Source organism: Atopobium sp. oral taxon 199 str. F0494 (genome assembly GCF_000411555.1).
Classification (GTDB): domain Bacteria; phylum Actinomycetota; class Coriobacteriia; order Coriobacteriales; family Atopobiaceae; genus Lancefieldella.
The window spans coordinates 1,249,460-1,273,694 of the sequence record NZ_KE150486.1; the positions used below are offsets into that span (position 1 = coordinate 1,249,460).

General features: G+C 49.9%; 25 protein-coding genes and 1 tRNA gene. 11 read left to right on the top strand and 15 right to left on the bottom strand.

The genetic code is table 11. From position 1 onward, the window contains the following. Positions 1-11 precede the first annotated feature (11 nt). From HMPREF1527_RS07880 to rlmD, 8 genes are all read right to left on the bottom strand, one after another. Positions 12-686 carry a hypothetical protein gene (locus HMPREF1527_RS07880; protein WP_016477755.1) on the bottom strand — a complete coding sequence of 225 codons (675 nt, stop codon included), beginning with the start codon at positions 684-686 and terminating at the stop codon, positions 12-14. A 99-nt stretch (positions 687-785) separates the two neighbouring features. Next, positions 786-1,982: a GIY-YIG nuclease family protein gene (locus tag HMPREF1527_RS05700; RefSeq protein ID WP_016477756.1), complete on the bottom strand. Its 1,197-nt coding sequence runs from the start codon at positions 1,980-1,982 to the stop codon at positions 786-788. Positions 1,983-1,997: 15 nt separating this feature from the next. Then, positions 1,998-2,444, bottom strand: coding sequence for a helix-turn-helix transcriptional regulator (locus HMPREF1527_RS05705; protein WP_035433736.1), 447 nt, complete (start codon positions 2,442-2,444; stop codon positions 1,998-2,000). 356 nt (positions 2,445-2,800) lie between these two features. After that, complete coding sequence (locus tag HMPREF1527_RS05710; RefSeq protein WP_016477759.1) at positions 2,801-3,499, bottom strand: transglutaminase family protein; 699 nt, start codon at positions 3,497-3,499, stop codon at positions 2,801-2,803. A gap of 58 nt (positions 3,500-3,557) precedes the next feature. Beyond that, on the bottom strand, positions 3,558-4,064 hold the full coding sequence (locus HMPREF1527_RS05715) for a hypothetical protein (protein WP_006525958.1): 507 nt from the start codon (positions 4,062-4,064) through the stop codon (positions 3,558-3,560). Between the two features lie 79 nt (positions 4,065-4,143). Continuing rightward, positions 4,144-4,653, bottom strand: coding sequence for a hypothetical protein (locus HMPREF1527_RS05720; RefSeq protein ID WP_016477760.1), 510 nt, complete (start codon positions 4,651-4,653; stop codon positions 4,144-4,146). A 31-nt stretch (positions 4,654-4,684) separates the two neighbouring features. After that, on the bottom strand, positions 4,685-5,428 hold the full coding sequence (locus HMPREF1527_RS05725) for an alpha/beta fold hydrolase (RefSeq protein WP_016477761.1): 744 nt from the start codon (positions 5,426-5,428) through the stop codon (positions 4,685-4,687). A gap of 138 nt (positions 5,429-5,566) precedes the next feature. Next, positions 5,567-7,045 carry a 23S rRNA (uracil(1939)-C(5))-methyltransferase RlmD gene (rlmD, locus tag HMPREF1527_RS05730; RefSeq protein WP_016477762.1) on the bottom strand — a complete coding sequence of 493 codons (1,479 nt, stop codon included), beginning with the start codon at positions 7,043-7,045 and terminating at the stop codon, positions 5,567-5,569. A gap of 237 nt (positions 7,046-7,282) precedes the next feature. Here rlmD and HMPREF1527_RS05735 point away from each other — a divergent pair, with 237 nt between their 5' ends. From HMPREF1527_RS05735 to HMPREF1527_RS05750, 4 genes are all read left to right on the top strand, one after another. Beyond that, the gene (locus HMPREF1527_RS05735; protein ID WP_016477763.1) at positions 7,283-8,251 is read left to right on the top strand and encodes a lactate dehydrogenase; all 969 of its coding nucleotides are present in this window, start codon (positions 7,283-7,285) and stop codon (positions 8,249-8,251) included. Between the two features lie 209 nt (positions 8,252-8,460). Next, positions 8,461-9,498: an iron ABC transporter permease gene (locus HMPREF1527_RS05740; RefSeq protein WP_035433740.1), complete on the top strand. Its 1,038-nt coding sequence runs from the start codon at positions 8,461-8,463 to the stop codon at positions 9,496-9,498. Beyond that, the gene (locus HMPREF1527_RS05745; RefSeq protein WP_016477765.1) at positions 9,495-10,334 is read left to right on the top strand and encodes an ABC transporter ATP-binding protein; all 840 of its coding nucleotides are present in this window, start codon (positions 9,495-9,497) and stop codon (positions 10,332-10,334) included. The genes HMPREF1527_RS05740 and HMPREF1527_RS05745 overlap by 4 nt, the downstream gene beginning before the upstream one ends. 75 nt (positions 10,335-10,409) lie before the next feature. Continuing rightward, complete coding sequence (locus tag HMPREF1527_RS05750) at positions 10,410-11,516, top strand: ABC transporter substrate-binding protein (RefSeq protein ID WP_016477766.1); 1,107 nt, start codon at positions 10,410-10,412, stop codon at positions 11,514-11,516. A gap of 79 nt (positions 11,517-11,595) precedes the next feature. Here HMPREF1527_RS05750 and HMPREF1527_RS05755 read toward each other — a convergent pair whose 3' ends face one another. Next, a complete protein-coding gene (locus HMPREF1527_RS05755) occupies positions 11,596-12,240 on the bottom strand; it encodes a hypothetical protein (protein ID WP_016477767.1) in 645 nt (214 codons plus the stop codon). Positions 12,241-12,397: 157 nt separating this feature from the next. On the opposite strand from HMPREF1527_RS05755, the gene HMPREF1527_RS05760 reads away from it, so the two are divergent. Genes HMPREF1527_RS05760 through aepY form a run of 5 tightly spaced genes read left to right on the top strand, consistent with a single transcriptional unit; the run spans position 12,398 to position 17,654 of the window. Further along, the gene (locus HMPREF1527_RS05760; RefSeq protein ID WP_016477768.1) at positions 12,398-13,255 is read left to right on the top strand and encodes a Rossmann-like domain-containing protein; all 858 of its coding nucleotides are present in this window, start codon (positions 12,398-12,400) and stop codon (positions 13,253-13,255) included. A 36-nt stretch (positions 13,256-13,291) separates the two neighbouring features. Next, positions 13,292-14,428, top strand: a complete 1,137-nt coding sequence (locus tag HMPREF1527_RS05765; protein ID WP_016477769.1) for a 2-aminoethylphosphonate aminotransferase — start codon at positions 13,292-13,294, stop codon at positions 14,426-14,428. Between the two features lie 21 nt (positions 14,429-14,449). Beyond that, on the top strand, positions 14,450-15,745 hold the full coding sequence (aepX, locus tag HMPREF1527_RS05770) for a phosphoenolpyruvate mutase (protein WP_016477770.1): 1,296 nt from the start codon (positions 14,450-14,452) through the stop codon (positions 15,743-15,745). A gap of 9 nt (positions 15,746-15,754) precedes the next feature. After that, on the top strand, positions 15,755-16,522 hold the full coding sequence (locus HMPREF1527_RS05775) for an NTP transferase domain-containing protein (protein WP_016477771.1): 768 nt from the start codon (positions 15,755-15,757) through the stop codon (positions 16,520-16,522). Between the two features lie 4 nt (positions 16,523-16,526). Next, entirely contained in the window at positions 16,527-17,654 is a 1,128-nt protein-coding gene (gene aepY, locus HMPREF1527_RS05780; protein ID WP_016477772.1) for a phosphonopyruvate decarboxylase, read from the top strand. Between the two features lie 93 nt (positions 17,655-17,747). Here the strand turns inward: aepY and HMPREF1527_RS05785 are convergent, their stop codons facing one another. Then, positions 17,748-18,299 carry a LemA family protein gene (locus HMPREF1527_RS05785; protein ID WP_016477773.1) on the bottom strand — a complete coding sequence of 184 codons (552 nt, stop codon included), beginning with the start codon at positions 18,297-18,299 and terminating at the stop codon, positions 17,748-17,750. 249 nt (positions 18,300-18,548) lie between these two features. Beyond that, a tRNA-Ser gene (locus tag HMPREF1527_RS05790) sits at positions 18,549-18,639 on the bottom strand. Between the two features lie 47 nt (positions 18,640-18,686). Between HMPREF1527_RS05790 and tadA the strand changes: the two genes are divergently transcribed. Next, positions 18,687-19,253 carry a tRNA adenosine(34) deaminase TadA gene (tadA, locus tag HMPREF1527_RS05795; RefSeq protein ID WP_016477774.1) on the top strand — a complete coding sequence of 189 codons (567 nt, stop codon included), beginning with the start codon at positions 18,687-18,689 and terminating at the stop codon, positions 19,251-19,253. Between the two features lie 198 nt (positions 19,254-19,451). On the opposite strand, the gene HMPREF1527_RS05800 is transcribed toward tadA, so the two are convergent. From HMPREF1527_RS05800 to HMPREF1527_RS05810, 3 genes are all read right to left on the bottom strand, one after another. After that, positions 19,452-20,159: a hypothetical protein gene (locus tag HMPREF1527_RS05800; protein ID WP_016477775.1), complete on the bottom strand. Its 708-nt coding sequence runs from the start codon at positions 20,157-20,159 to the stop codon at positions 19,452-19,454. A gap of 114 nt (positions 20,160-20,273) precedes the next feature. After that, entirely contained in the window at positions 20,274-20,657 is a 384-nt protein-coding gene (locus HMPREF1527_RS05805; protein ID WP_016477776.1) for a DUF1304 domain-containing protein, read from the bottom strand. Between the two features lie 48 nt (positions 20,658-20,705). Further along, entirely contained in the window at positions 20,706-22,028 is a 1,323-nt protein-coding gene (locus tag HMPREF1527_RS05810; protein ID WP_035434075.1) for a DEAD/DEAH box helicase, read from the bottom strand. 115 nt (positions 22,029-22,143) lie between these two features. Here HMPREF1527_RS05810 and metA point away from each other — a divergent pair, with 115 nt between their 5' ends. Beyond that, positions 22,144-23,127, top strand: coding sequence for a homoserine O-succinyltransferase (gene metA, locus HMPREF1527_RS05815; protein ID WP_016477778.1), 984 nt, complete (start codon positions 22,144-22,146; stop codon positions 23,125-23,127). 18 nt (positions 23,128-23,145) lie between these two features. Here the strand turns inward: metA and HMPREF1527_RS05820 are convergent, their stop codons facing one another. Further along, positions 23,146-24,228, bottom strand: coding sequence for a zinc ribbon domain-containing protein (locus HMPREF1527_RS05820; protein ID WP_016477779.1), 1,083 nt, complete (start codon positions 24,226-24,228; stop codon positions 23,146-23,148). Positions 24,229-24,235 lie beyond the last annotated feature (7 nt).

Below are 24,235 nucleotides of genomic sequence, written 5' to 3' on the forward strand. Positions count from 1 at the left end.
CGATAGTTACCCTATTTGTTCATGAAGCTCTCAAGCTCATCTCTGTAAAGATGGACAGCCCCGTAGAAGAGCATCTGCCTTTTCATGAGGGATTTGTTCCTGAATATCTCTTCGGATTTGACTGCGACCTGCTCACTGACCTTCTCGAAGGCATCTGCTCCACTTTCGAGAATCTTCTTCGCCGCATTCAAGAAGGCAGGAGCCTTCTTCTCACCGTCAGTCTCTTCTTGCTTGGCGATCTCTCCGACGGATTCCTCTCCGGCGTTCTCAACGATATCTTGCTTCATCGTCTTCAGGAAACTGGGAACTGGGAGGTCTGACAACTTCTTCAGAAACTCGTCGTAGCCCTCTCGGCTGGTCAAGGCTTCCGGCTCAACATAGAGGACAGCCTGATTGCCTGCCCATCCGTATTTGACGCCGCAGTCATCGAACTTCACGTCGATGACGGGGATGAGCTTGTCTGTTCCTTTGATGTCGCCGAGGAATAGGATCTTTCCTTGTATGTTTCCGGCCTTCTTATTACCGAGCCACACCTTCTCCGTCCAAGACACGACGTTGATGGAGTTGTCCCTTGTGCCGACAACCTCATTTTCAGCATCATCATGTGTCTCGATCATCTTCTTGAGCTGATTCATCAGAAGCTCGTCCTTGTAGACGACGATAAGCGTTTTCTTCGTTTCAAACATTGCAATATGTCTCCTGTTAACTCACGATGCAAACAATATGTGCCTCTATTCTACGTCCCGTAGAAGCGGAATGTAACACCTTCTATAAGTCTTTAAGTTTCACGCCTTCGTCTGTAATTCACATGATTTGCCGTTTGATTCGCCGCCTACGATGCATGCCGCTGCGGCAGATGGGCTGCTGAACGTCGTATCCTCTGTGAAAACACCGTCCTTAACCGTTCCGGCATCAATCAGTTCCTTGCGATGAATCTTTATCCATTCCCGACAGGATGCACATTCCTCCGGGCATATTTCCGAGCCCTTAAGCACGATAAAGGCATCCCCAGAAACGTATCCGTGCGCTACCGCTTTCTTGCCTGCAAGGTGAAGGATGATCGCATCACCAGCATCTTCGGATACCTTCGGCTTCCTTGTCGGTGCCTTTTTCTTTGCAGGAGGTGCATCCTCTGTCATCTCCTTTAGCAGGACTCCGTCGGCATTCTTCCATTCGATCAGCCCGTTTGAGTTCTTGCCGCATACGAACGATGACGCATACGAAGGGCTCCCGAAAGAAATGTCCTCTTGAAGGATGCCGGCCTTATTGATAATGGCCGCATGCTGTTCACGCGCCTTCTTCACTCCTGCAGGCAGGTAGTCTGCAGCTTCGGGATAAATGTAGCTTCCTTTCAGCACCCAGAAGCCATCATCCTCGAGCTTGCCCGTTGCCTTACCGCCTTTGCCATGACTCCGAGAGAAATAAAGAAGGTCTTCTTGTTTCTCGCCGTTGTCGTGCGAAGGCTGCGGTTCCAGAGCCTTATGCCCCAGTGCAGGCATGACGATCTGAGCGTTCATGATGAACTCTTCAAGAAGGTCTCTTGTCTTCTTGGGAAGCTGGGACTGAGTAGGTGTATTTGCGTTCTTGACAATGTACCGCTTCGCATCCGAGATGATCCCGTGGAAGCGATTCTCGAGGTACTTAATCTTGCCCTTGTCGAGGATGTTGTCCGACGTCACCAGAGCAACGACCTCCGTCCAGAATGTGTCGCCTTTTTCGAACCCATGCGGCTGCATCAGCCTTTTGAGGACATCGTCGCCTTCGCCAACGTAAACGAACTGCCGGTTGGACTCGTCGTCACGACCGAACAGGAAATACACGCCCGGCGCATGAAGCTCCGGAAGGTCATTGCAGTTCTTCACGTCGTCATCACGCGGAATCTTATATGCGATGCAATTCCAATTGGACAGTGTCGCCTGCCACCTTCCGGTGGCTGTTCCGTCCATCAAATATAAATCTATGCTCTTCCCAAGTGATGGCATCGATTCGTCTTCCTGTTATTCTTCTGGCGAACTGCCGAGCAGCGGCACCTTGTGTTTTTTCAGCATTTCGTTTATCGCGTATATCGAATTATTGGAGCATGCACCAAGCACGCATTTATAAATGTAGTCCTCTGTCTTCTTAGTGTTTAGTTTGAAGTCCGTTTTGTCGAATAGATCTTCCGCTTCAGCTGGCGAAAGCTTCAATCTAACGCAGAGTGCAAGAACTGTCTGCTTGCTGGTTGGGTATTCCTCATCGTTGCGGAGTCGCTGTATGGTTTTCACGCCAACGAGTGATTTGTCCGAGAGAGCTTCGACCGTCATCTTCTGCTCCCTCATGAGCTGGACAAGCGATTCGGCAAACAACCTGGGGAGTTGTCTCTGCCTTGCAACGTATTTCGCAGCATTCTCCACAACGGCATTAAGTGCCTTGTTGTGCGGATTGTGCTCATCGTCTGCGCCCACCCAATATGCCGAAAAATCGGTGCGCAGGGGCTGATGTTATCGTCTGTGCCTACCCAAGGTTTACTCATGTTTTCGCCTCGATAAGTTCCTATTCTCCCAATCTCGCGAGATCGACCCCTTCTCCACAAGAAGCAGCTATCGCCGAAAGCCCCTGTTACATGCGAGTTTCAGCCACGTCACCCATCTGTGCGTGACAGCAAGGCTACCGTCTCCACATGTATCAAGACTACCTGATGATAACTATACACAAGACAGGAGCTTAATATTTCTCGCGCAAAGCTAATATCCATAGAAAATGATGTCTTAAAACTAATGTCAAAGTCTTTAAACATATGAAAAGCCTTATATACAAGAATTTAAGAGTTCCTTACTTTTTTCACATTCCAGTTCATCAAATGTCTTCCTAAATTCCTGTAGATAAAGGCTTTGACTGCCGATATCTCCTGATAATGACTTTTCAGTAATTCATCCGGAGAATCATATACTCCCAAATCCTGCGTAATTCCCTCGCTTTGAATGTATGTGTCATTTTTGTCAAAATCAATGATTGGATGCTGAAAATCCTTTACCGCAACACCATATCCGCAAAAAGAACCGATACAGTCCGCAAATTTTTTCTGCAGTTTTGACAAATATTTTTGATCCAGTATAAAAGCCTCCAGTTCATACCACTTATCTTCAAAATACACTTCAACCCAACTGTGTAATATATTCTGAGGGGCATTTTTATAAACGAATCCACTCATCGCACCTTTTTGCAGTTTTTTATCTATGGTAAATCCATGAATTCGGCAAGGAATTTCACAGGCACGAAGCAATGCCATAAAAAGAGTTCCCTTTGTATTACATTGACCATATCCGTCCTCAAGAACTTTAGAGGCAGGAATACTGTCATCCACATTGTACCCAAATGCTATCTCATCTCTTACGAAATTATAAATCGCTTTAAGACAATCAAACTTATTTTCTTCTTTCCAACGCTTCATCTCTATTAATTTTTGAATGCCCAGATTTGAAAAATCAAGCATTTTAGTCTCTTGCAAGTATGTACTCATTATATTTACCTTCATAAGTTCCGATTTATTTTACGCAGCACAAACTATCTACATAAATTTATCTTCCGAAAAATGCAACAATCAAAGCCTGAATCGCTGCTACAAACGGTATAATCAAAAACGGAGCCACTACAAAATGCTCCATAATGGCTCTATGCTTCATCCAATTGCCGAACCCATAATCAGGGTGTCCTTCTGTCCCGGGTATGACGATTTTTTCCTTATATTTCCCCAGAAACAACAGACAATCCAGCAGTAAAAAATCCCCTAAGTTTAATATGCTCCACTGAATATACCCCATCCAAAAAAGAGTCCAATAGTCAGAAATGCCTAAATGAAAAAGACTTGCTATTGAATATATGAAACAAATCCCACAAATTATAATTGTTAGCATGAGATTTATGTTTTTCTCTTTTTTGGTCATCTGTTCAGGTGCAGCTTTTTGAATTGCCTTTGGATAAGAATCAAAAAAATATCTCGGATTGATTAGTGCCAAAGCTGCCACGGCACCATTAAAGATTGCAGCTATTGCAAATCCGTCCAGAATCGCTCGCATTACATCCATAAAACCCTCTCCTTCTTAAATTCTATTCTTTCTTGCCATGTACTCTGCTTAAAACTTTGGAAAATCAAAGTACATAAACTTATCGCCATAAGGGAATAATTACCGTTAAAATGAACGCCAAAAGAAGACTTATCCCACAAAATACAATAAGCTTAGTTATCTGGCTTTTGGCATTAAATCCAAAGTTATCATATCCCTTTGCCCCTGCCGTTTCAGGATAAATTCTTTCAGGTAATTTCAACTTTGTAAGCATAAGATAATCAAAGCATATAATATCAAATAATTTATATCCTTCAGTGATAATGAAAAATCTGATAAAAGCTTCTATAAAAGACAGTTCAGTTTTTACCGTATCAACCATTGCCCATATAAGTACCAACGTTACTCCTACAAAACCGGCGATCATAATACATACGCCAAGTAAATTCACCCAAGGAGCTCTATCCGGCATTTTTTCCATCATTTCCTTTATATCATCCGGTGCGCCGAAATGTTTAGAGCCGAATTTTGGAATCACAAGAATAAAGTCCATTATCATAAGTGTCGCGAATAGGCACACCAATCCCAGCATAATAAGCGTCTTAATCATCTGACTCATACTCCTATAAATTAAATCCATTTTATTCTTGCAAAAATATTTTCAGCTTCTCCGCATATTCTTTCGGATGCTCGTGCAAAAATTGTCCATGTCCCATGTTTTCAAAAACTTCGCTTGCCATTTGCGGCAGATATTCTTTCAATTTCTTTTCACCCTTAGCCGGAATAAGCTCTTCACTTCCACGCCAAAATAAGACCGGATTAGAAAATTTTTTTAAATTTTCAGGTATCTTATAATGATAAAGATATTGACAAGCATTCTGAATTGTTTTTTTACGAATATGCGTATACATCATTTCAATCAAGCTATGGTTATCTTTTCCCATCATCTTATTCAGCAAAAACCGAGGTATTGGTTTCCCATGCCTGATTCTACTTGTTCCGATCATAAAAACCCATTGAAACGGCAACGCCATAAGTCCCATTTCAATGACAATTGCCGCATCCAACAATACCTTTTCAACAGAGATGTTTCCTCGTGCAATCAACTCAACCGCCATGGTAGCCCCCATGGAAAAACCACAAAGACCATATACCTTCCCGTTCATTTCCTCTTGCATGTAATTTTCTATATCATCGATACTATCTTTTAGCGATAACATATCATCCGGTTTGGAGGCACAATGTCCATCCAGTTCACAAAGAACGATATAATAATCCTGTAAATAAGACAGAAGCGATTCAAAGCATAACTTCGCCGTAGAAGCAAGTCCGTGAATAAATAACAGGGACTTGTTTTTCTTATTTCCATATGTAATATAGTTCATGTGCACTAAGCTCCTTAAAACGATATTTAAAGCAGGAAAATCGTTGTGCTATTCAAGCATATTTTTCCAATCGGTTTTTACTTCTCTATACAACATGGAAAAGCGGGTAATTTTTAACTTGAATTAGTACCTTTTCTATTAAATCATCTTAAAATGCCTTAAAGCATCAATAATAGCATCTTCCTTTTCCAGTGTGCATTGTGGAATAACCTGTTTCTCTTTTTTTGATTTATTATAATGCTCCCTCAGTACAATTCCACACTTCTTTTTAATCTGTGCAATATAGAGTGTCGAAACCTTTAAATCAAATTTTTCCAATATATATTCCTTGATTTGTGCATAAGTCGCTTTACTTTCAGCACTTGTCAAATCAAGCTCATCAAGTTTAATTTCAACATCTATATGCTTATCGACATCGAGTTTGGACAAAAGTGCTACCGTCTCCACATGTTTGGTGTGCGGGAACATGTCCACAGGTGTTATACGCTCCAGCCTGTACCCGCCGGCGAGAAGAACCTCCAGGTCGCGAGCTTGCGTTACAACGTTGCACGATACGTATACCACCCGCTTTGGCGCCAGCTGCCCAATCGCTTTCAGAAAGGTTGGCGTGGAACCTGCGCGTGGCGGATCAAGAACAACAACATCATAAGAAGCTCCGCGCTGAGCCTTCTTCGCAATGAAGCGCGTGGCATCGTCACAGATAAATCGTGCAGAAAGGGTGTTGGCGTGGGCGTTTCTCTTGGCCATGGCAATGTTATTTTCAACTTGGTCAACTCCGGTGAGTTCGGTGGAAATGTCGTTCAAACCGGCCTCTTTAGCTGCGCAGATGCCGATGGTGCCGGTACCGCAATAGGCATCGAGGACGCGAAGGACGCTGCGGTTGCCGTGGCTCTTCTCGCGCAATCCAACTCCTTCAAGCGCCAGTTGATAGAGGACCTCGGTCTGCTCGGGGTTAGTTTGATAGAAACTCGTGGGTCCAATCTCAAACATGCAGTTTAAGAGCTTATCGTGCATGGTTTCTGAACCCGCGAGCACACGAGTGGCTCGCCCTAAAATAGCGTTTGTGCGTCTTTGGTTACTGTTGAGAACGATGCCGGTTAGCTCGGGGTGAAGTGTTTGAAGTGCGGATACAAACTCTCGCTCGTGAGGAAGGCGCTGACCGTTGGCGACAAGCGTTAAAAGCATCTCGTCCGTGGCGTATCCCGTGCGTATGACGGCATGGCGAAGCGTTCCTCGGTTGCGGTCTTCATCGTAGGCAGGTACCTTAAAACGGGCGGCCAGCCGGGCGACGTCGTTTAAGATTTCGCGCGCTCGTGGATCCTCCGCTAAGCAGGCTTCACACGCCACAATGCGATGCGTTCCCGCGCTGTAAAAGCCCGAGCGCACAGACCTGCCCCGTCCCGGCGCAAAAGGAGTGGTGGCTTTATGCCTGAACGCGAGCGGTTCTTTCATACCGCGAATGTCTTCTACAGAAATGCCGAACTTCTCGCCAAGAGGACCAAGCAGCTCAACTACCTGCTGCTGTTTGCGTTGTAGCTGGATAGGATAGGGAACCGACAACCACTCGCAGCCTCCGCAGGTGCGGGCAACAGGGCATGTAGGGGTGCGATATCCCATGGAGATCCTCTCCAAATGTGTCAGATTGATTGCAACATGGCAAACTCTGCGAATTTGTCTGCAAAACATTGTAGGCTATTGCGCAACAAGGCGCAGGTTGGCTACACGGTGAATTGCGACAGCGAATTTCGGCGCGAGAAAATCGCGGCAGCGAATCGCAGTACGAGAAAATCGTGGCGCTGGCTTTTTCGCAACCCGTTGGCGTCTGCGCAATGGGCACGAGTGAATGGAGAGCGTATGGCACTTGTAAGTAAAATCGGCATCATCGGCGCTGGTCACGTTGGGGCGCATGTCGCAAACGCTCTGCTGTTTAAGGGTCTTGCAACCGAGCTGTACATCAGCGATATCGATGAGGTTCTCTGCAAAGCTCAGGTTAACGACTTGCTTGACGCTATGCCCTTCTACCCGCATCCCGCGCGCGTCTTTGAGGTGGATGCGCGCTACGAAGAACTTGCCGATTGCGACATTATCGTGAACGCAGCGGGTCATATCGAGGCTGCGGCGGCAAGTCGCGACGGCGAGCTTTTTGTGACCACCGATGAGGCGCGCAAGTTTGCAAAGCGCATCTCAGATGCGGGCTTCAACGGCGTATGGGTCAGCATCTCCAATCCCTGTGACGTTGTTTCTACTGAGATTCAGTATCTGACCGGCTGCGATCCCAAGAAGGTCATCGGTTCCGGCACTACGCTGGATTCTGCTCGTTTCCGTCATGCGCTTTCTAGGGCGACTGGTTATCCGGCAAGTTGCATCAACGCCTGGATGCTGGGCGAACACGGCAACGGCCAGTTTGCCCTGTGGTCCCATGTAACGTTTGGCTGCTTGACCGATAAAGAGATTGAAGACAGAACCGGCGTGAAATTTGACCGCGCTCAGCTTGAGCAGGACGCGCGTATGGGCGGCTACGTTACTTATAAGGGAAAACATTGCACCGAGTATTCCATCGCTAACGGTGCTGTTGAGGTTATCGGCGCTATCGTCAATGACACCAAGCTCATCACTCCCGTATCTACGCTGCTTGACAGTGTGTATGGCGCGTCTGGATTCTACTCCTCACTTCCTGCGGTTATCGGCAAAGACGGTGTCGAGAAGGTCCTCGTGCCTGAGCTTTCCGAGGAGGAAATCGCGGCGTGGAAGAAGTCTTGCGAGCATGTTAAAGGAAACATTGACCAGCTTGAATGGCTGAAAGTTGACGCCCGCGTAGCATAGGCGAAAGGAAACGCGAGAAGGACGTCCTTCTCGCGTTTTTCTCGGCCCCCAAAACCCGATCGCAAAACCAGCCCAAATGTGCAACATTTCTGCCGCGTAACCGCTCGCCGCGCCGCTGTTTGCGTATGCCTGACTGCGGACTATCATTGAGTAGATACATGGCGGAAGCTCGTACGTCGTAAATGTTGAGGCTAGGCGGGTGATTATATATGAACAACAGGAGAGGTGTGCGTTTTGACCTCGTACGTTCTCATCCTGATGTTGCAATTATCTGTCTTGCCATAATTATGGTATTTGTTGCGGTTGTGTCGCTGACGTTGGGTCGCTATAGTATCGCGCCGTCCGATGTATGTAAGATTTTGATAAGCCGTATTGTCCCTACGGCTCAAACGTGGACAAGTCAGCAGGCAAATATTTTCTTTGGCGTGCGGCTTCCCCGAGTTGTCTTAACGCTCATGGTAGGCTGTTCTCTGGCTGCCGCAGGCGCGTCGTTTCAGGGTATCTTTCAAAATCCGCTGGTATCTCCGGATTTTCTCGGCGCTTCGCAAGGAGCCGCATTTGGCGCCTGCCTTGCAATCCTTCTTTCCGCAAGCAGCCTCGTGACCTCTGTCTCAGCCTTCGCGTTTGCGATGATTTCGGTTGTGGTGGTGCTGGCGATAAGCGCGACGGCCCGCGGCAATCGGATTCTCATCACGGTGCTTGCGGGCATTATGGTGAGTTCGCTCTTCTCGGCAGGCGTTTCTTACATTAAGCTGGTTGCGGATCCGAGCGCTCAGCTTCAGCAGATTACGTTCTGGCTCATGGGTTCTATGACCAGCGCGAAAATGCAGGATATCGCTTTGGTTGCGGCTCCTGTTCTTGTGGGTACCATTGGTCTTTTTGCGATTCGATGGCGGCTAAACGCTCTTACCATGGGAGACGATGAAGCGCTGACTATGGGTGTTGACGCACCTCGACTGCGCGTAGTGACTATTATACTTGCCACTATGATGACAGCGGCGTGTGTTTCGGTGACGGGCATTATTGGCTGGATTGGTTTGGTAATTCCTCACTTTGCCCGCGGCCTTGTGGGCGCGGATTATCGAAAACTTATGCCTGCGAGCATGCTGATGGGAGCTACCTTCCTTTTAATCGTTGACAATATCGCGCGCCTCGTCGGTACCTCCGAAATTCCCATCGGCATCTTGACGGCTTTTGTTGGCGCGCCATTCTTTATGTGGCTTATCACGAGAAAGAGGGCAGCATGAGCTTGGATGTCCGACATCTTTCTTTCTCATACGGAAATCACACGGTGCTCAAAGACGTGTCGTTTGAGGTTCCTGACGGCTCGCTGACTTGCGTGCTCGGCCCCAACGGAACCGGCAAGACAACGCTTTTCCGGTGTATTCTTGGCTTAAATCAGGGGTATGGCGGGACAGTCGCTGTTAACGGAACTGATGCATCGAAGCTTTCTGTTCGTAAGCGGGCGCTTGAAATAGCCTATATTCCACAATCCCACCGGTCGGTCTTTGACTACGAGGCTCTTGATGTGGTGCTGATGGCATGCGGCGGTGAGCTCAGCGTTCTCAAAAGTCCTGGAAAAGAGCAGGTGGAGCATGCTCTTGTATCACTTGAACGCGTAGGTATTGTCGATCTGGCTCATCGCCCCGTGACAGAGCTTTCGGGAGGTCAGCAGCAGCTGGTTCTGGTGGCACGCGCGGTGGCGCAGAATTCACATACTATTGTCATGGATGAGCCTACCAGCGCGCTTGACTTTGCGAATACCTCGCGCATTTTAAATCTGGTTCGCTCGCTTGCGGATGAAGGAAGATCGGTATTGCTTTCTACACACCATCCTGATCAGGCATATCTCTATTCAGATGCGGTTCTTGCGCTTGAGGGAGGACGCGTGGTCGTGGACGGCACACCACAGAGCGTGGTGACGTCCGAGCATATCAGCAGGCTATATCACATTGGCGTACGCGTGAGTTCACTCTACGACGATCATGTGCGGGTGTGTGTGCCGGAATCAAGCATTCAGAATCTTACGCAAGATTTTTTGCGGCAGGGAGAGAACGGAGCTTCTCGGCATTTGAACGTTTGAACTGTGTAGGCACTGAGCTAAGGCGGTACCATCGCGAGCGGGTCGCGAGCCGTCCGAGCGCAAAGGAGGATAGGTATGGCAAAGCAGCAGATGACGAGAAGGGCTTTCGCAGCGCTTCTCGCCGGCACCGTTGGCGGCATTGCGGGATGTTCCAACACAAAGCCGGAAGAAAAGAAGGAAGACGCGCAGGAGCAGGAACAAGCTAAGAGCTGGAAATTTACCGACTCGTGTGGCCGTGAGGTAGAAATTCCCGCGAAGGTGGAAAAAATCGCCCCTTCGGGACCTCTTGCACAACAGGTCATCATTACCATTGCGCCTAAAAAGCTATGTGGCCTTGCAAATGATCTCGGCAATGCCGCAGCGTATTTTCCTGACGTTCCCGAGAATCTTCCCAAATTCGGTGCCATTTACGGCGGTAAGGGCGATTTTAACAAGGAGGCTGTAGCTGATGCCGCGCCGGATCTTGTCATTGATATCGGCGAAGCGAAAAAGACTATCAAAGAGGATATGGATAACCTCCAGCAACAGCTGGGCATTCCGTGTGTTCATGTTGAATCGTCGCTTTCCACCTATAGTGACGCCTACGCTAATCTCGGTAAACTTCTAGGCGAGGAAGATCGTGCTAAGGTTCTCGGTGAGTATTGCAAGAACGCATACGATGAGGTTAATGCTGTGGTAAGCGGTCTTTCTGACGATAAGCGCGTCAAGGCGGCATATCTGTTGGGCGACAGTGGCCTTAACGGCATGGCCAGGGGCAGTTTTCAGGCAGGCGTTATCGATATGGTGGCAAACAACTGTATCGTCGTTGATAAACCGACCGGTTCGGGTGCGGGCAATGAGCTCAATTTGGAGCAGATTGCAAACTTTGATCCGGAGCTTATCGTCTTTGGACCCAAGAGCATTTACCAGTCTGTCGGTGACGACGCAGCCTGGGCGGATATTGCGGCTATCAAGAACAAAAACTACTATGAGGTTCCCAGCAAGCCGTACAACTGGCTTTCCGGCCCTCCGTCCGTCAATCAGATTATGGGTTTGCAGTGGTTCGCACGCCTGTGCTACGCGGAACAGTTCAACACTTCTGCCGAAGACGTTACCAAGACCTACTACAAAACGTTCTACAACTATGAACTCAAAAATGACGAGGTAAAAGACCTGTTTTCGACTGCGACCAAGCAGTCATAGGAGCATTTGCGCGCAGAACAGTTGAGTGTTGGGCTACCAAGCGTAGAGTTATCAAACGTAGGTCTGCGGCAGAAAACGGCTAGGCGAGAAGCGTTTCAAGCAAAAGAGCCTTTGAGGAATCTGTAGGTTGTATCAGCTCCGAGGTGCCCCAAGAACCTCGGAGCAGCTCCTTGGCAGCTGAGACAAGTGAGGGACGAACAACAATGACAGCATGAGACCAAAGCGGTTGGGGCTCTTGGCGAGGTCCCTGCTGAAGTACCAAAAGCGCTTCTGTCAAGCCGGTGCCGTGTAAGAGCTCAAGGGGTCCGAGTTCATCAACAATAAGGATGCCTCCAACGTGGCTGTTGCGACAATCGGTGCTGCAGACGGAATCTTTATGGTAATTTGCGGCGGCAGCGCAATCTTTGAAGCAACCGATGTCTGCGGCATGGCTAAGTTCGTGGAAGTGGGCGTTAACCCGGCTAAGCGCGGTGTCCGAAAACGTCCAGCCAAGTCCGGATGTTCCTGAGGTTCCCGCGGCTTTTGTGGCAAGACTGAAGCGTTCATGTGTTGGCAGCAAGATGTTGTCAATGCCGAGCTTTACGCGCTTCTCGCCGATATACTTCCATCTTCCTGGAGCGATGACTCCATAGGTGGGAATGTGGTAGCCATCAAGTTCGGCAATGAGCGCCTCAAGCCAGCATGTTTTGCCTGTTTGCTGCGGCGCGGTAAGAATAAAGAGCATGGAGACCTCCTTGCTGGATGTGTGTCCTATTATCGCGAAATTAAAAGGCGTTGCGAGTGCGTTCCAGAGGCTGAGCGGTGGGCTTTCTGCTATTTTGTAAGGCGAATGGTCTCACAAACGCTATCCGATTCTCGCTTTCAGGATATCGTGAAGAGACATGGATGACGAATGTGCCTCTGTATGCAATCCATTGTTTTACCTCTCTACGCTCGTAGATTTCTTTGTGAAAGGTGCTGTTATGGCCGACTGGGAACTTTACGACAGACTGATTGATGAAATGCCTAAAGACGCGCTGGTGCGTAGCGCGTGCATGGGCGCGCATTGGAGCTATGTTGAAGCTGATTGCGGCACTGGTGTAGCAAGTACCTGTCGTGGCGGTACGCGCGAGCGGTTGGAAGACATAGTCGCCCGACCGCTTTGCGAGATAGCGAAGCTTTCCAAATCGTGGGACTTTGAGGTGGCGTCGCTGGGAGTTGCGGCAATAAATGCCTGGTATAACAGGCGCGAGTGCCTTGATTATTGTGCCGTCAAATTTGGCTATTCGTGCTGCGGAAAGCCCGATTTGCAAAGCGACCCTTTTCAGTATCTTCCAAAACGCTTTAAAGAGTTTGAGCTTCAAAAAGGTCGTCATCCGAGAGTGGTTTCCGTGGGGCGTTTTCCGGGGGATAAGAACATTGCAGAATCGTCCGATTACCTTGTCTTGGAACGTTCGCTTCGCGAGGGGTACAACTTGCCTGATTCTGCCTGTGAGTATGTGATTCCGGAAGCCGATTTTGTACTTATAACGGGTATGACGGAGACAAATAAAACACTACCTCGCTTGTTGGAGCTTGCTTCGAAGGCTTACACGATTTTAATTGGGCCATCAGCGACCCTTGCCGCCCCGCTGTTTTTGGCGGGTGTTGATGAAATCGCCGGCAGTATCGTCGGGGACTCCGAGCGGGTAAAGTCCTTTATCGAGCTGGGTAACTCTCCCTTGCGTTCAGGGGGCATGAGGGTGTGCGTGTTATCATAGGCAGCATGCAAGCCCGCGCCATTTGGAGGCAATCCCATGCAAGAAAGCGTAAAGAGAAATATTCTGCTCAATCCCGGTCCGTCGACTACAACTGATTCAGTCAAATACGCGCAGGTGGTTCCTGACATTTGTCCGCGTGAGAAAGAATTCGCGTCTATTATGGAGCCGATGCGTAATGATCTGGTGCACATTGTGCACGGAGACCCCAAGGAATATACAGCGGTACTGTTCTGCGGGTCGGGAACTATCTGCATTGACGTTACGCTCAATTCGCTGCTTGCGAAAGGTAAGCGAGCCTTGGTCGTCAACAACGGCTCATACAGCCAACGTGCCTGCGATGTGCTGATGGCGTATCACATGCCCTTTGTTGAAGTTAAGCAGCCAATAGATACCACTCCTGACCTCGATGTCATTGAAGCGGCGCTCAAGGATAATCCTGATGTGGGCTATGTGTATATGACTTTCCATGAGACCGGCTCCGGTCTTCTGAATCCCGTTCGCGAGGTGGGCGCGCTTGCGCATAAATACGGTGCGTTCTTCATTACAGATTCCACCTCGGCGTACGCGATGATTCCTATCAACGTGTATGAGGACAATATAGATTTTTGCATGGCCTCTGCTCAGAAGGGCATTCAGGGTATGACAGGCCTTTCCTATGTCATCGGACGCCGCGATATCATTGAGGCGTCTAAAGACTTTCCGGTGAGGTCTTACTATTGCAATCTGTATCTGCAGTATAACTACTTTGAGACTACCGGTGAGATGCACTTTACCCCGCCCGTGCAGACCATTTATGCCGCTCGTCAGGCAATCAAAGAGTATTTTCAGGAGGGCGAAGCCGCAAAGTGGGCTCGCCATCAGCGTGTTATGGCCGCCATCAGGCGCGGCATCGACCGTCTGGGCCTGAAGGAAGCTTTGAGGCGAGAAGTGCAGTCAGGTTTGGTAGCCGCGGTGCGCTATCCCAATGATCCGGCGTGGGACTTTGAGAGGGTTCACGACTATTGTTATGAGCGCGGATATACTATCTATCCCGGTAAGATGCAGGGTTCCGGCACGTTCAGGCTCTGCGCCCTGGGAGCTATTGATGAAGATGACATCGATGCGTTCTGGGAAGTTTTTGAGCAGGCTCTTGTGGCCACAGGTGTTTCCATGCCTGTAATCTATGCTGAATAAGCGCGTTTTGAAGGAGATTGTATGCCAGTTGTATATGCCGCTTTTGGCACCGATGTCATTCACGAAGGACACCTGAATATCCTTCAGCATGCTCGAGAGTACGGCACGGTAATCGTGGGAGCTCTAAGCGATAAGGCCTTAATCAGATACAGTCGATTTCCTACGGTCTCTCAGGAAGAGCGGGTGAAGCTCTACGAGTCTCTTGAAGGGGTCAGCCGCGTTGTCGTTCAGGATGATTACCTTTACGACGAAGTAATCGCAACGCTTAAACCTGACTATGTGGTGCATGGCGATAACTGGCAAAACGGTCCTGAACGGGCTATTCGTGACAACATAGAGGCACTTCTCGCAACCTATGGCGGTACACTTATTGAAGTTCCTTACACCAGAAGCGAACAAGCACGTAAGGTTGACCGGCAGCTTCGAGAAAAGCTGGCAATGCCGGAATATCGCCGTCGCCGCCTGAGACAGCTGCTTGCCATCTCACCGACGGTTAAGGTTATTGAGGCGCATGATGGACTGACCGGTCTCATTGCCGAGAAGACCGTCGTAGATCACAACGGCCGCCTTGACCAGTTTGACGGCATGTGGGTAAGTTCGCTGTGCGACAGCACCGAGCGAGGCAAGCCCGATATCGAGCTTGTGGATATGTCTGCCCGCCTGCGCACCATCGATGACATCATGGAAGTTACCACTAAGCCAATCATTCTCGATGGAGATACGGGAGGCCTGACGGAACACTTCGTCTATAACGTGCGCACGCTGGAGCGTATGGGTGTTTCGGCTGTCATCATTGAGGATAAGACCGGTCTCAAGAAGAACTCCCTGTTTGGTACCGAGGTCAAGCAGACGCAGGCGCCCATCGAAGATTTCTGCGCCAAGATTTCTGCGGGTAAGAAAGTTCAGCTGACTGACGACTTCATGATTATCGCTCGTATCGAGAGCCTCATCCTTGAACGCGGTATGGAGGACGCGCTGACAAGGGCGTTCGCTTTTAAAGACGCCGGCGCCGATGGCATTATGATTCACAGCCGTAAAAAAGACCCTGCTGAAATCTATGAGTTCTGCGATCGGTTCCGCGAGAAGGACTCCGTAACTCCTATCGTTGTCGTGCCTACTTCCTTTAACAGCGCTACGGAAGAAGAGCTTGCTTCTCACGGCATCAACATCGTCATCTACGCCAACCAGCTGATTCGCGCAGCGTTTCCCGCCATGCAGGAGACGGCTCGCGGCATCTTGAAGGCGCACCGCGCACTTGAAGTTGACGAGCAGCTCCTTCCGTTCAAGGACATCATCCGTCTTATCGATGAGCTGTAGGCGGCAGGAATGATTACTACAGAAAAAATCGGTGCCACTGCAGAGAAAAACAACGCCGCCGCGGAGAAGACCAACGCGATTGTCATGGCCGCGGGGCTTGGAACGCGCATGGCACCTCTTACCAAAAAGACGCCCAAACCCCTCATCAAGGTCAACGGAACGCCGATGGTTGAAACGGTTATAAACGCGCTGGTTACAGGCGGCGTCGATCGAATCTATGTGGTCGTTGGCTATCTTAAAGAGCAGTTTTGCTATCTTACTGAGCGCTATCCGTGCGTAATGCTTATTGAGAATACGGAATATCTGGAGAAGAATAACATTTCTTCGATATATGCCGCCGCTGATATCCTTGAACAAGGAAGTACGTTCATTTGCGAGGCCGATTTGGTCATCTCCGATGAGCATATCTTTCAGCCGAAGCCCACGCGGTCAGGCTATTTTGGACGCAGGTTCGACGGGCATACGGATGATTGGACGTTTGACCTTGACGCGTCGGGAACTATTACCAGGATTGGCAAGGGCGGCGACGATACATACGCTATGGTGGGCCTGGCGTACTTCTCGGCAGCTGACGCGCGGTACCTAGCAAAGTGCATATGCAACACTTCGGCGCGTCCCGGCCATGAACAGCTCTTTTGGGATGATGTGGTCAACGATCACATTGCCGAGTTTGACCTGAAGATTCACCCCGTTGCCGCACGTCAGATTGTGGAACTTGATACCGTCACGGAGCTGGCATCGTTTGACCGCAGCTACGAAAATCTTTTGAGGAGTTAGATCCATGCAGGTAAAAGCATTTGTTGACGTGCTCGGCGCCGACTTTTACACGGGCGTACCCGATTCTCAGCTCAAGGCGCTTTGCAACTACCTTATGAGCGAGTATGGCATTGACCCCAAGCACCATATCATTGCCGCTAACGAGGGAAACTGCACCGCGCTTGCCGCCGGCTATCATCTTGCGACTGGCAAGATTCCCGTAGTCTATCTGCAGAACAGCGGTGAGGGCAATATCATCAATCCGGTCGCGTCTTTGCTTAACGAGAAGGTCTATGCCATTCCGATGATTTTCGTTATTGGATGGCGCGGAGAACCCGGTGTTAAGGACGAACCTCAGCACATCTACCAGGGTGAGGTTACGCTCAAACTGCTGGAAGACATGGGAATCCGTCATTTTGTGGTGGGCTCTGAAACCACCGCGGAAGAACTAGTGGTTACCATGAACGGGTTCAGGGATGATCTTGCTAAGGGGCGCGACGTAGCCTTTGTGGTTAGAAAAGGCGCGCTTTCTTTTGAGGGCGCCCTTAAGTACGCGAATGACAACACCATGGCGCGCGAAGAGATTATCCGCCATATTGCGCAGGTTACAGGCGATGATCCTATCGTGTCGACTACGGGCAAGGCAAGCCGAGAGCTCTTTGAGATTCGTGAAGCCGCAGGCGAGGGCCATGAACGTGATTTTCTGACGGTGGGATCGATGGGGCACGCGTCCTCCATTGCGCTCGGCGTAGCGCTGAACAAACCGGAGCAAAAAATCTGGTGTATTGATGGCGATGGGGCTGCTCTGATGCACCTGGGAGCTATGGCGGTTATCGGCGCGCAAAAGCCGTCCAACTTGGTGCACGTGGTTATCAACAACGCTGCTCATGAGACGGTAGGCGGTATGCCCACCGTCGCGGACTCCGTTGATTTGGTGAGCATCGCTTTGGCCTGCGGATATCCGTATGCCGTGCGTGTGGATGATCTCGAAGCCCTTGACGCTGAGCTTGCGCGGGTGCGTAGTCGAGAAGGACTGTCGTGCATCGAAGTTTGTTGTTCTATTGGAGCTCGTGATGATTTAGGGCGTCCGACTACAACAGCTCTCGAGAACAAGCAAAATTTCATGAGGTATTTAAGCGCATTCAGCGAGTAACAAACGCACCCGGCGAGTAGCGTGTCGGGTGCGAAAAGAGTAAAACAACTTTTAGCGTTCATTAGAGTTGCATGTAGAACTGAACTGTACGTTTTAGAACTGCACTTTTGGAGCCTGACGAGCAGCCTGGTCGTCAACGGTAAAGCTCTGGCGAGGCTTAAAGCGCGAACCCGCAACGATGGAGTTGGGGAAGACTGCAATAACGTTGTTGTAGTCCATGACCACGTCGTTGTAGCTCATGCGTGCATAGCTGATGCGGTTCTCGGTATCAGTGAGCTCAGACTGGAGCTGCTGGAAATTCGCGTTTGCCTTAAGATCAGGATAACTTTCAGCAACTGCGAAAAGTGAGGTCAGCGCATTGGAAAGCGTACCGGAAGCCTCCATTTTTTCCTGAGGGGTGCGTGCGGACGCAACGGCTCCACGAGCGGCAGTTACCGCTTCAAGGGTGCCGGACTCGTGCGTTGCATAGCCTTTGACGGTTTCAACGAGGTTGGGAATGAGGTCATTTCGGCGCTGAAGCTGTGCATCAATGGTTGCCCATGCGTTGTCGACTTTATTGTTTGCACGGATAATCTTGTTGTAAATCGTAATGCCCCACAGTACCAGTAAGGCCACAAGAACGATGACACCAATTGCGATTCCCATATCTAATCCTTTCACGTGCGGCGATAAGCCAAGTGCTACTCGCGACGTTTGATGATTCAAGTTTACCCAAAACATGAATCCGATATCAAACCTGAAAAGGGATTTTGATACAAGAAGTTCGGCAAAAGGGGGAAAGAGGGGAAAAAGAGGAAACAGATTTCGATAGGAAGACTTCGACAAAAGAAGAAAAAGAAGATTTGGCAAGCTGAGATATGCTGTCTTGCGTTAAAACACTTATTGCCATAAAGATGGCGGAGAGGGAGGGATTCGAACCCTCGGAACGGTGTTACCGCTCAACGGTTTTCAAGACCGCCGCATTCAACCACTCTGCCACCTCTCCAAAGCGGTATTATCCTACCTCATAACGGACACTTTTGGGAGCAAGTCGTGAACGAATTTGTAAAAACAGAGTCTCAACAAGACTTTTCAGCCGATGGGTCGCGTAATCTGGGGAATTCACTTCAGGCTGATAATGCGTGTGGGAGCTCGCCTTCTGCGTCTGATGAGAAGTTCATGCGCTTGGCGCTTGATGAGGCGGCTGCCGCGGCGGCTGAGGAGGAAGTTCCTATTGGGGCGGTCGTTGTGCATGATGGGAAAGTAATTGCGGCGGCGCATAATCGACGCGAAATCGATAATGATCCTTCCGCCCATGCGGAGTTTTTGGCTCTGCAAGAAGCTTCTCGCGTGTTGGGCCGGTGGAGACTTACGGGCTGTACCGTATATGTGACGCTTGAGCCGTGTCTCATGTGTGCGGGTCTTATGGTAAACGCCCGTGTAGACCGGTGCGTTTTTGGCGCCGCGGATCCGAAAGGCGGAGCCGCAGGTACGCTTTATGATGTGAGCTGCGACCCAAGGTTAAACCATACGTTTCAAGTCACATCGGGCGTGCTTGCTGATGAAGCGGCAGCGCAGCTCAAAGATTTTTTCAAAGCACGACGTGAGCATAGGAAGTGAGCGCAGGAAGTGACAATGGTATCCGGAACCTCCGCTGTGGCGAGAAGTTCCGGATACGAATGACTGTCGCGTGAATTCATATGGTATACGGAGTGCAAGGGTCCGAGTCTGTCTCCGTAGTGCCGCTGACCAGTCTTGTATGGTCAAGCTTTGCATGGCCGGACAATTCCTGTACGGTCAATCAGGCAGGAGTTCTCGCTAGTTAATGCGAGAATACGAATACGGCGTCAGGGTAAATCCGCTCAGCAGTACCAGCGTGGCCAAAGTAATTACTCCAACAACAATAAGCACAATAATGAGCGTTGTTTTTGCGCTGGACTTCTCGTCTTCCTGAGCTATGAAGAGGTGCTGATTTTCGGGGTCGGCAGTAAACCCGCTCTTAATCAGAACCTGAATCGCAAGAAAAATATTGATGGCCTCAACAATGACGAAGAGCACAACCGTTGCGTATGACGATACAGCACTGCTCAACACACGGTTAAGAACACCCATAAATACCGTAAGACCAAGCCACGTCTGCCAATTGCCAACATAGAGCCTCTGCAGGCCAGTCACGCCGCCAACGGCACAGCAAATGCCATAGACGACTCGAGAGCGCAGTAAAGGAGAGTGAGAAACGCATGAGGTCGGGGTGGGTGCAGAAGTGGAAGTGGGCATAGAGGTTGGCTGAGCCTGCTGGGGAGGAACATCGGGTTTGGTGGGGCTTTCGGACTCAGATGGAGGTGTGGGGGAATCCATCGTATCAGCTGGATTGCTTGGGGCAGAATCGTTTGACCCCATAGCTGGCCCGCTCGACTCCATAGAAGCCTCGTTGTTTAGATTGTCAACCGGGTTGGTTGGCCCCATAGCCGGATCGCCTGACTCCATAGCCGAGTCGCTTGGCTTCAGAGAGGTTTCGTCGTTCATATCGTTTCCTTTCAACTGAGATGTCTGTAGAACACCCACAGTGTATCCACGGAGGAATAAAGAAAACGTTAAGTGAAATCTCGTCTTTCGCGCTTACAGAGGAGGGCTATACCCTTACGGAATTAGTGAAAGCAAAAGGCATATAAGAGCCAGTACAGGAAGGGTTTCCTGCTTGGCAGCGGTGCCGCGCTTATCGGGCGAGGTTACAAACAGCAGAAGCGCCGCGGCAAACATGGACGCCGCTCCAAAGAGAATCAATGACATTCCCGCGGGATTTCCGTTGATGTGAAGAATAATGCCGACAACAATCTCAACCGCCAGAAACAGATTATAAAATCCCTGGTTAAAAGCCATCTCTTTAGTGTTGGCGGCTTCATCTTGTGTAAGGTTGAATGTTGCGCGGGTCTTCTCGCTTGTCCACGCGATAGATTCCATATAGAAGATGAAGACATGCAAAAGCGCTGCCAGGATAGAGAAAGCAAGGCCTGCGATAAACATAAAATCTCCTTTGAGACGAACCGTTCGAGTGAGGAGCGGGTCGTGAGGTTAAAAGTGCCGGCCGTAGCGACCGCCAAAACCGCGGCCGCGCGCTTTGGAGCCGGAAAACATCGAGCGCATGGTTTTACTGACGGAGCGATTCGGCTGCAACATGATACGCCCTTGGTCGTATGGGAAGTCCGGGAGATCCCATACGGGAATCAGTGACTTTGTGAAATATTCAATCTCGCGAAGCGGCGTAATTTCGTCTGGCGCCATGAACGTAAATGCCTGACCTGTGGCTCCTGCGCGGCCGGTACGCCCGATGCGATGCACATAGTCCTCAGGGTCCATGGGAACGTCAAAATTAACGACGGCGTCAATGTTTTGAACGTCGATGCCGCGGCTCATAACATCGGTTGCCACAAGTACCTGCACGTTGCCGGCGCGAAACTTCTCCAGCGCGCGCGTTCGAGCCTTCTGGGGACGGTCGGCATGCATGACGTCCACCTTGAATCCGGCGCTCTTAAGCGTCTCAAACACGTGATCCACACGTGATTTGGCTCGGCAAAATACCAGCATCCTCCCCGAGCCAATGTTGAGAAATCGTATGAGGGATTCAAGCAGCTCCATTTTTTGCCCCTGCGTGACAGGGCATAGATGCTCTTCGACAGTATCGGCCGTCTGACCAGTGCGCGCAATCTCGATGGCCACGGGATTGTGCAGCATCGCGTCAACAGTTGAGCGAATCGACGGCGGGATTGTTGCCGAGAAAAGCAGCGTTTGATGCGCTTTTGGCAGCTCAAGCATGATGCGCCGAACGCTCGGCCAAAAGCCCATGTCAAGCATGCGGTCAGCTTCATCGAGAACAAAGACACTGATGTCTTCGAGATTCACCTGATGGTGTTCAACCAAATCGAGTAAGCGCCCGGGAGTAGCAACCAGCAGGTCGCAGCCTTTCTGTAGCTCCGTTATCTGCCGCTTGAACTTGGCGCCTCCCATGACAATGACCGCGCGCTGATTTGTGTGCTCGCAGACAGTGCTGACAACGTGATCGATTTGCGCGGCTAGCTCACGTGTGGGTGTAACGATAAGCGCGCGCGGATTCCGCTGTCTTTTGCGGCGGCGTTTGGGGCGGTCGATTTTCTCGCCAGTCGCGTTGGTGTGGGAGGTTTTGCCAGCGTCTTGCGGTTCGCTGATAACCTGAAGCGTTGGCAGGGCAAAAGCCGCGGTCTTTCCGGTACCGGTCTGTGCCGAAGCGACAACGTCCTTGCCGGCCAGAACTGCGGGAATCGCCGCTGTTTGGATGGGGGTTGGCGTGTTGAAGCCCAGCGCTGACACGCCCGCTAAGATGTGCTCGTTTAGCCCGAGCTCGGCAAAAGTAGTATCCATGTTCATAAGTATACTGTCTGTTAAATTTCGCGTGCGTATGATATGCGAATCATTGACTGACCTATTATACTGTGTGGCGAGACGTCCTTGCGGAGAGAAGAAAGTAGGGCATTACATGCCAATTAACATTCCAGATGGTTTGCCGGCAAAACATACGCTTCACCAGGAGCGCATTTTCGCGCTTGAGGAAGAAGTCGCCGAACATCAGGAAATTCGTCCGTTAAAGATCGCCATTCTTAACCTCATGCCTACAAAGATTCAAACGGAAACGCAGATTCTGCGACTCATTTCAAAGTCTCCCATTCAGGTGAGTTGTGACTTTATGCGCGTCTCAAGTCACGTCTCCAAACATACGCCCGAAGATCATCTGGTGAATTTCTACGATACGTTTGATGCGTTTGAGGCTAAAAATTATGACGGTCTTATAGTCACTGGCGCTCCGCTTGAAGAGATTCGCTACGAGGATGTTGACTATTGGGATGAGTTTTGTCGGATTGTCGACTGGTCACAAGAGCACTGCTTTTCTACGATGTATCTTTGTTGGGGTGCCTTAGCCGGACTGTATCATCTGTACGGCATTCCCAAAAAGCAGCTGGGATCCAAACTTTTTGGTATTTTTCCGCAGCGCCTGTGCGATGAGTATTCGTTTCTTACCAACGGCTTTGATGAGGTGCACTATATGCCTCATTCCCGGCACGCCGCTATTGATACAGGAGAGCTTGCTGGTCATACCGAACTCGCAGTACTCTCTGAGGGATTTGATTCCGGTCCAGCGCTTCTGGCAACGCGCGACTTCCACGAGATTTACGTTACCGGCCATTTTGAATATGGCCGCGATACGCTTGCGGAGGAATACTGGCGTGATTTTCACAAGGGGCTGCCTATTCGTATTCCGGAAAACTATTTTCCTGACGATGATCCCGAGCGGCAGCCGCTGTTTACGTGGCGCGCACACGCCAACTTGCTCTATCGCAACTGGATTAACTGGGTGTATCAGATGACGCCGTATGACGTCTCCAAGATTCCAGAAGCCATTTGCGACCTGCGCAAACATGTCGCTGTAGCTGATCCTGACGCGCGGATGACCGGTCGATTCTAGGTTTTCTCCGCAGCAAACTTACTGTTTCTCCAGGTAGTCGGTATGCCAGGCGGCATTGGTGGAGCTTACCGCGATATGCTTGCCGCCATCGGAAGAAGTTATGGTAAACGGCTCACTTATGGAGCTTACTTTTCCGTTGAATGAGATTTGAGAACTGTTCTCATTTCCCACCCACTTTGTCTGAGCTTTCTTGGTGGACTTGTTCGCGTTTCGTTCTTTCTCGGCCTTTTCTTGAGCCTTCCTCTGAAGATCTCTCTTAAGGACGTTACCGCGCGAAGTCTGCTCAGTGATGCGGTGAATGTAGGTATCGTAATCGGAACCTCTGCCGGTCTTGTCTCCCCACACGATTTTCTCGTTTTCAAGATCATCGCGCAGGGCCTTGAGCTCATCCAGCCGCGTGTTGATAGCTGACTCATCAAGAGTTTCAGCGGAATCGCTTTCGGAAAAACTGCTGGCGCTTAAGCGCTTTTTATAGTCTGACGAGAACCAATCGGTAATCAACTGCTCCTTGTCAGAAATCATGCTGGTAACGACAGTGAGGTCCTTATCGTCAGCGCCGTTGTTCAATTTGAACTTGCCTGCTGACACATCGTTATCTATTGTATTTTGGATATCGGCGAGTTCTTGGTATGACGCGAGAAGCTCAGCGCGGTCGCTGTTTTCATCCGGCGATACGTCAATGTCCTCTATCTGTGTTTTATACGTATTTTCCAGCTTTTTAATATCAGCTCTTCTTGCATTGTCCTGTTGAGTGCCAGTACAGGTCAAGATGCCTGTTCCAATACCGGCGCAAAGTATCAGGGCGAGCAAAACGACCAGCACCGTCCGTACCATCTCATTGGGTTTGCGCTCCTCTTTTGTAAAAGACGAGTTTGCTCCCTCTGAGACTACCTTAAATTGCGAATAGTCAATATCTGAAGCTGTCTGCGAATGCGATGCGGTACTGTCGAAATCTTCTTCAGAGAAAAGGGGAGCGGACGTGATTGTATAGGAGCCAAGTTCTGGTTTTTGAGCCTCCTTCTGCTCGGAAAGAGGCTCTTCACAATGAGAGCAAAGACTTGCTCCATCTTGGTTTTCTGTTCCGCAGTGGGGGCAAAGCATAACGTTC

Bases quoted from the DNA above. Each gene is read 5' to 3' on its own strand.
- HMPREF1527_RS05765 (WP_016477769.1), top strand. From the start codon at position 13,292: ATGCAAGAAAGCGTAAAGAGAAATATTCTGCTCAATCCCGGTCCGTCG.
- HMPREF1527_RS05740 (WP_035433740.1), top strand. From the start codon at position 8,461: ATGAACAACAGGAGAGGTGTGCGTTTTGACCTCGTACGTTCTCATCCT.
- aepX (WP_016477770.1), top strand. From the start codon at position 14,450: ATGCCAGTTGTATATGCCGCTTTTGGCACCGATGTCATTCACGAAGGA.
- HMPREF1527_RS05820 (WP_016477779.1), bottom strand. From the start codon at position 24,228: ATGCTTTGCCCCCACTGCGGAACAGAAAACCAAGATGGAGCAAGTCTT.
- HMPREF1527_RS05800 (WP_016477775.1), bottom strand. From the start codon at position 20,159: ATGAACGACGAAACCTCTCTGAAGCCAAGCGACTCGGCTATGGAGTCA.
- HMPREF1527_RS05720 (WP_016477760.1), bottom strand. From the start codon at position 4,653: ATGATTAAGACGCTTATTATGCTGGGATTGGTGTGCCTATTCGCGACA.
- HMPREF1527_RS05755 (WP_016477767.1), bottom strand. From the start codon at position 12,240: ATGCTCTTTATTCTTACCGCGCCGCAGCAAACAGGCAAAACATGCTGG.
- HMPREF1527_RS05805 (WP_016477776.1), bottom strand. From the start codon at position 20,657: ATGTTTATCGCAGGCCTTGCTTTCTCTATCCTGGCAGCGCTTTTGCAT.
- HMPREF1527_RS05785 (WP_016477773.1), bottom strand. From the start codon at position 18,299: ATGGGAATCGCAATTGGTGTCATCGTTCTTGTGGCCTTACTGGTACTG.
- HMPREF1527_RS05750 (WP_016477766.1), top strand. From the start codon at position 10,410: ATGGCAAAGCAGCAGATGACGAGAAGGGCTTTCGCAGCGCTTCTCGCC.
- metA (WP_016477778.1), top strand. From the start codon at position 22,144: ATGCCAATTAACATTCCAGATGGTTTGCCGGCAAAACATACGCTTCAC.
- HMPREF1527_RS05735 (WP_016477763.1), top strand. From the start codon at position 7,283: ATGGCACTTGTAAGTAAAATCGGCATCATCGGCGCTGGTCACGTTGGG.
- HMPREF1527_RS05810 (WP_035434075.1), bottom strand. From the start codon at position 22,028: ATGGATACTACTTTTGCCGAGCTCGGGCTAAACGAGCACATCTTAGCG.
- HMPREF1527_RS05760 (WP_016477768.1), top strand. From the start codon at position 12,398: ATGGATGACGAATGTGCCTCTGTATGCAATCCATTGTTTTACCTCTCT.
- HMPREF1527_RS05775 (WP_016477771.1), top strand. From the start codon at position 15,755: ATGATTACTACAGAAAAAATCGGTGCCACTGCAGAGAAAAACAACGCC.
- HMPREF1527_RS05715 (WP_006525958.1), bottom strand. From the start codon at position 4,064: ATGGATGTAATGCGAGCGATTCTGGACGGATTTGCAATAGCTGCAATC.
- HMPREF1527_RS05700 (WP_016477756.1), bottom strand. From the start codon at position 1,982: ATGCCATCACTTGGGAAGAGCATAGATTTATATTTGATGGACGGAACA.
- rlmD (WP_016477762.1), bottom strand. From the start codon at position 7,045: ATGGGATATCGCACCCCTACATGCCCTGTTGCCCGCACCTGCGGAGGC.
- HMPREF1527_RS05725 (WP_016477761.1), bottom strand. From the start codon at position 5,428: ATGAACTATATTACATATGGAAATAAGAAAAACAAGTCCCTGTTATTT.
- HMPREF1527_RS07880 (WP_016477755.1), bottom strand. From the start codon at position 686: ATGTTTGAAACGAAGAAAACGCTTATCGTCGTCTACAAGGACGAGCTT.
- HMPREF1527_RS05745 (WP_016477765.1), top strand. From the start codon at position 9,495: ATGAGCTTGGATGTCCGACATCTTTCTTTCTCATACGGAAATCACACG.
- aepY (WP_016477772.1), top strand. From the start codon at position 16,527: ATGCAGGTAAAAGCATTTGTTGACGTGCTCGGCGCCGACTTTTACACG.
- HMPREF1527_RS05710 (WP_016477759.1), bottom strand. From the start codon at position 3,499: ATGAGTACATACTTGCAAGAGACTAAAATGCTTGATTTTTCAAATCTG.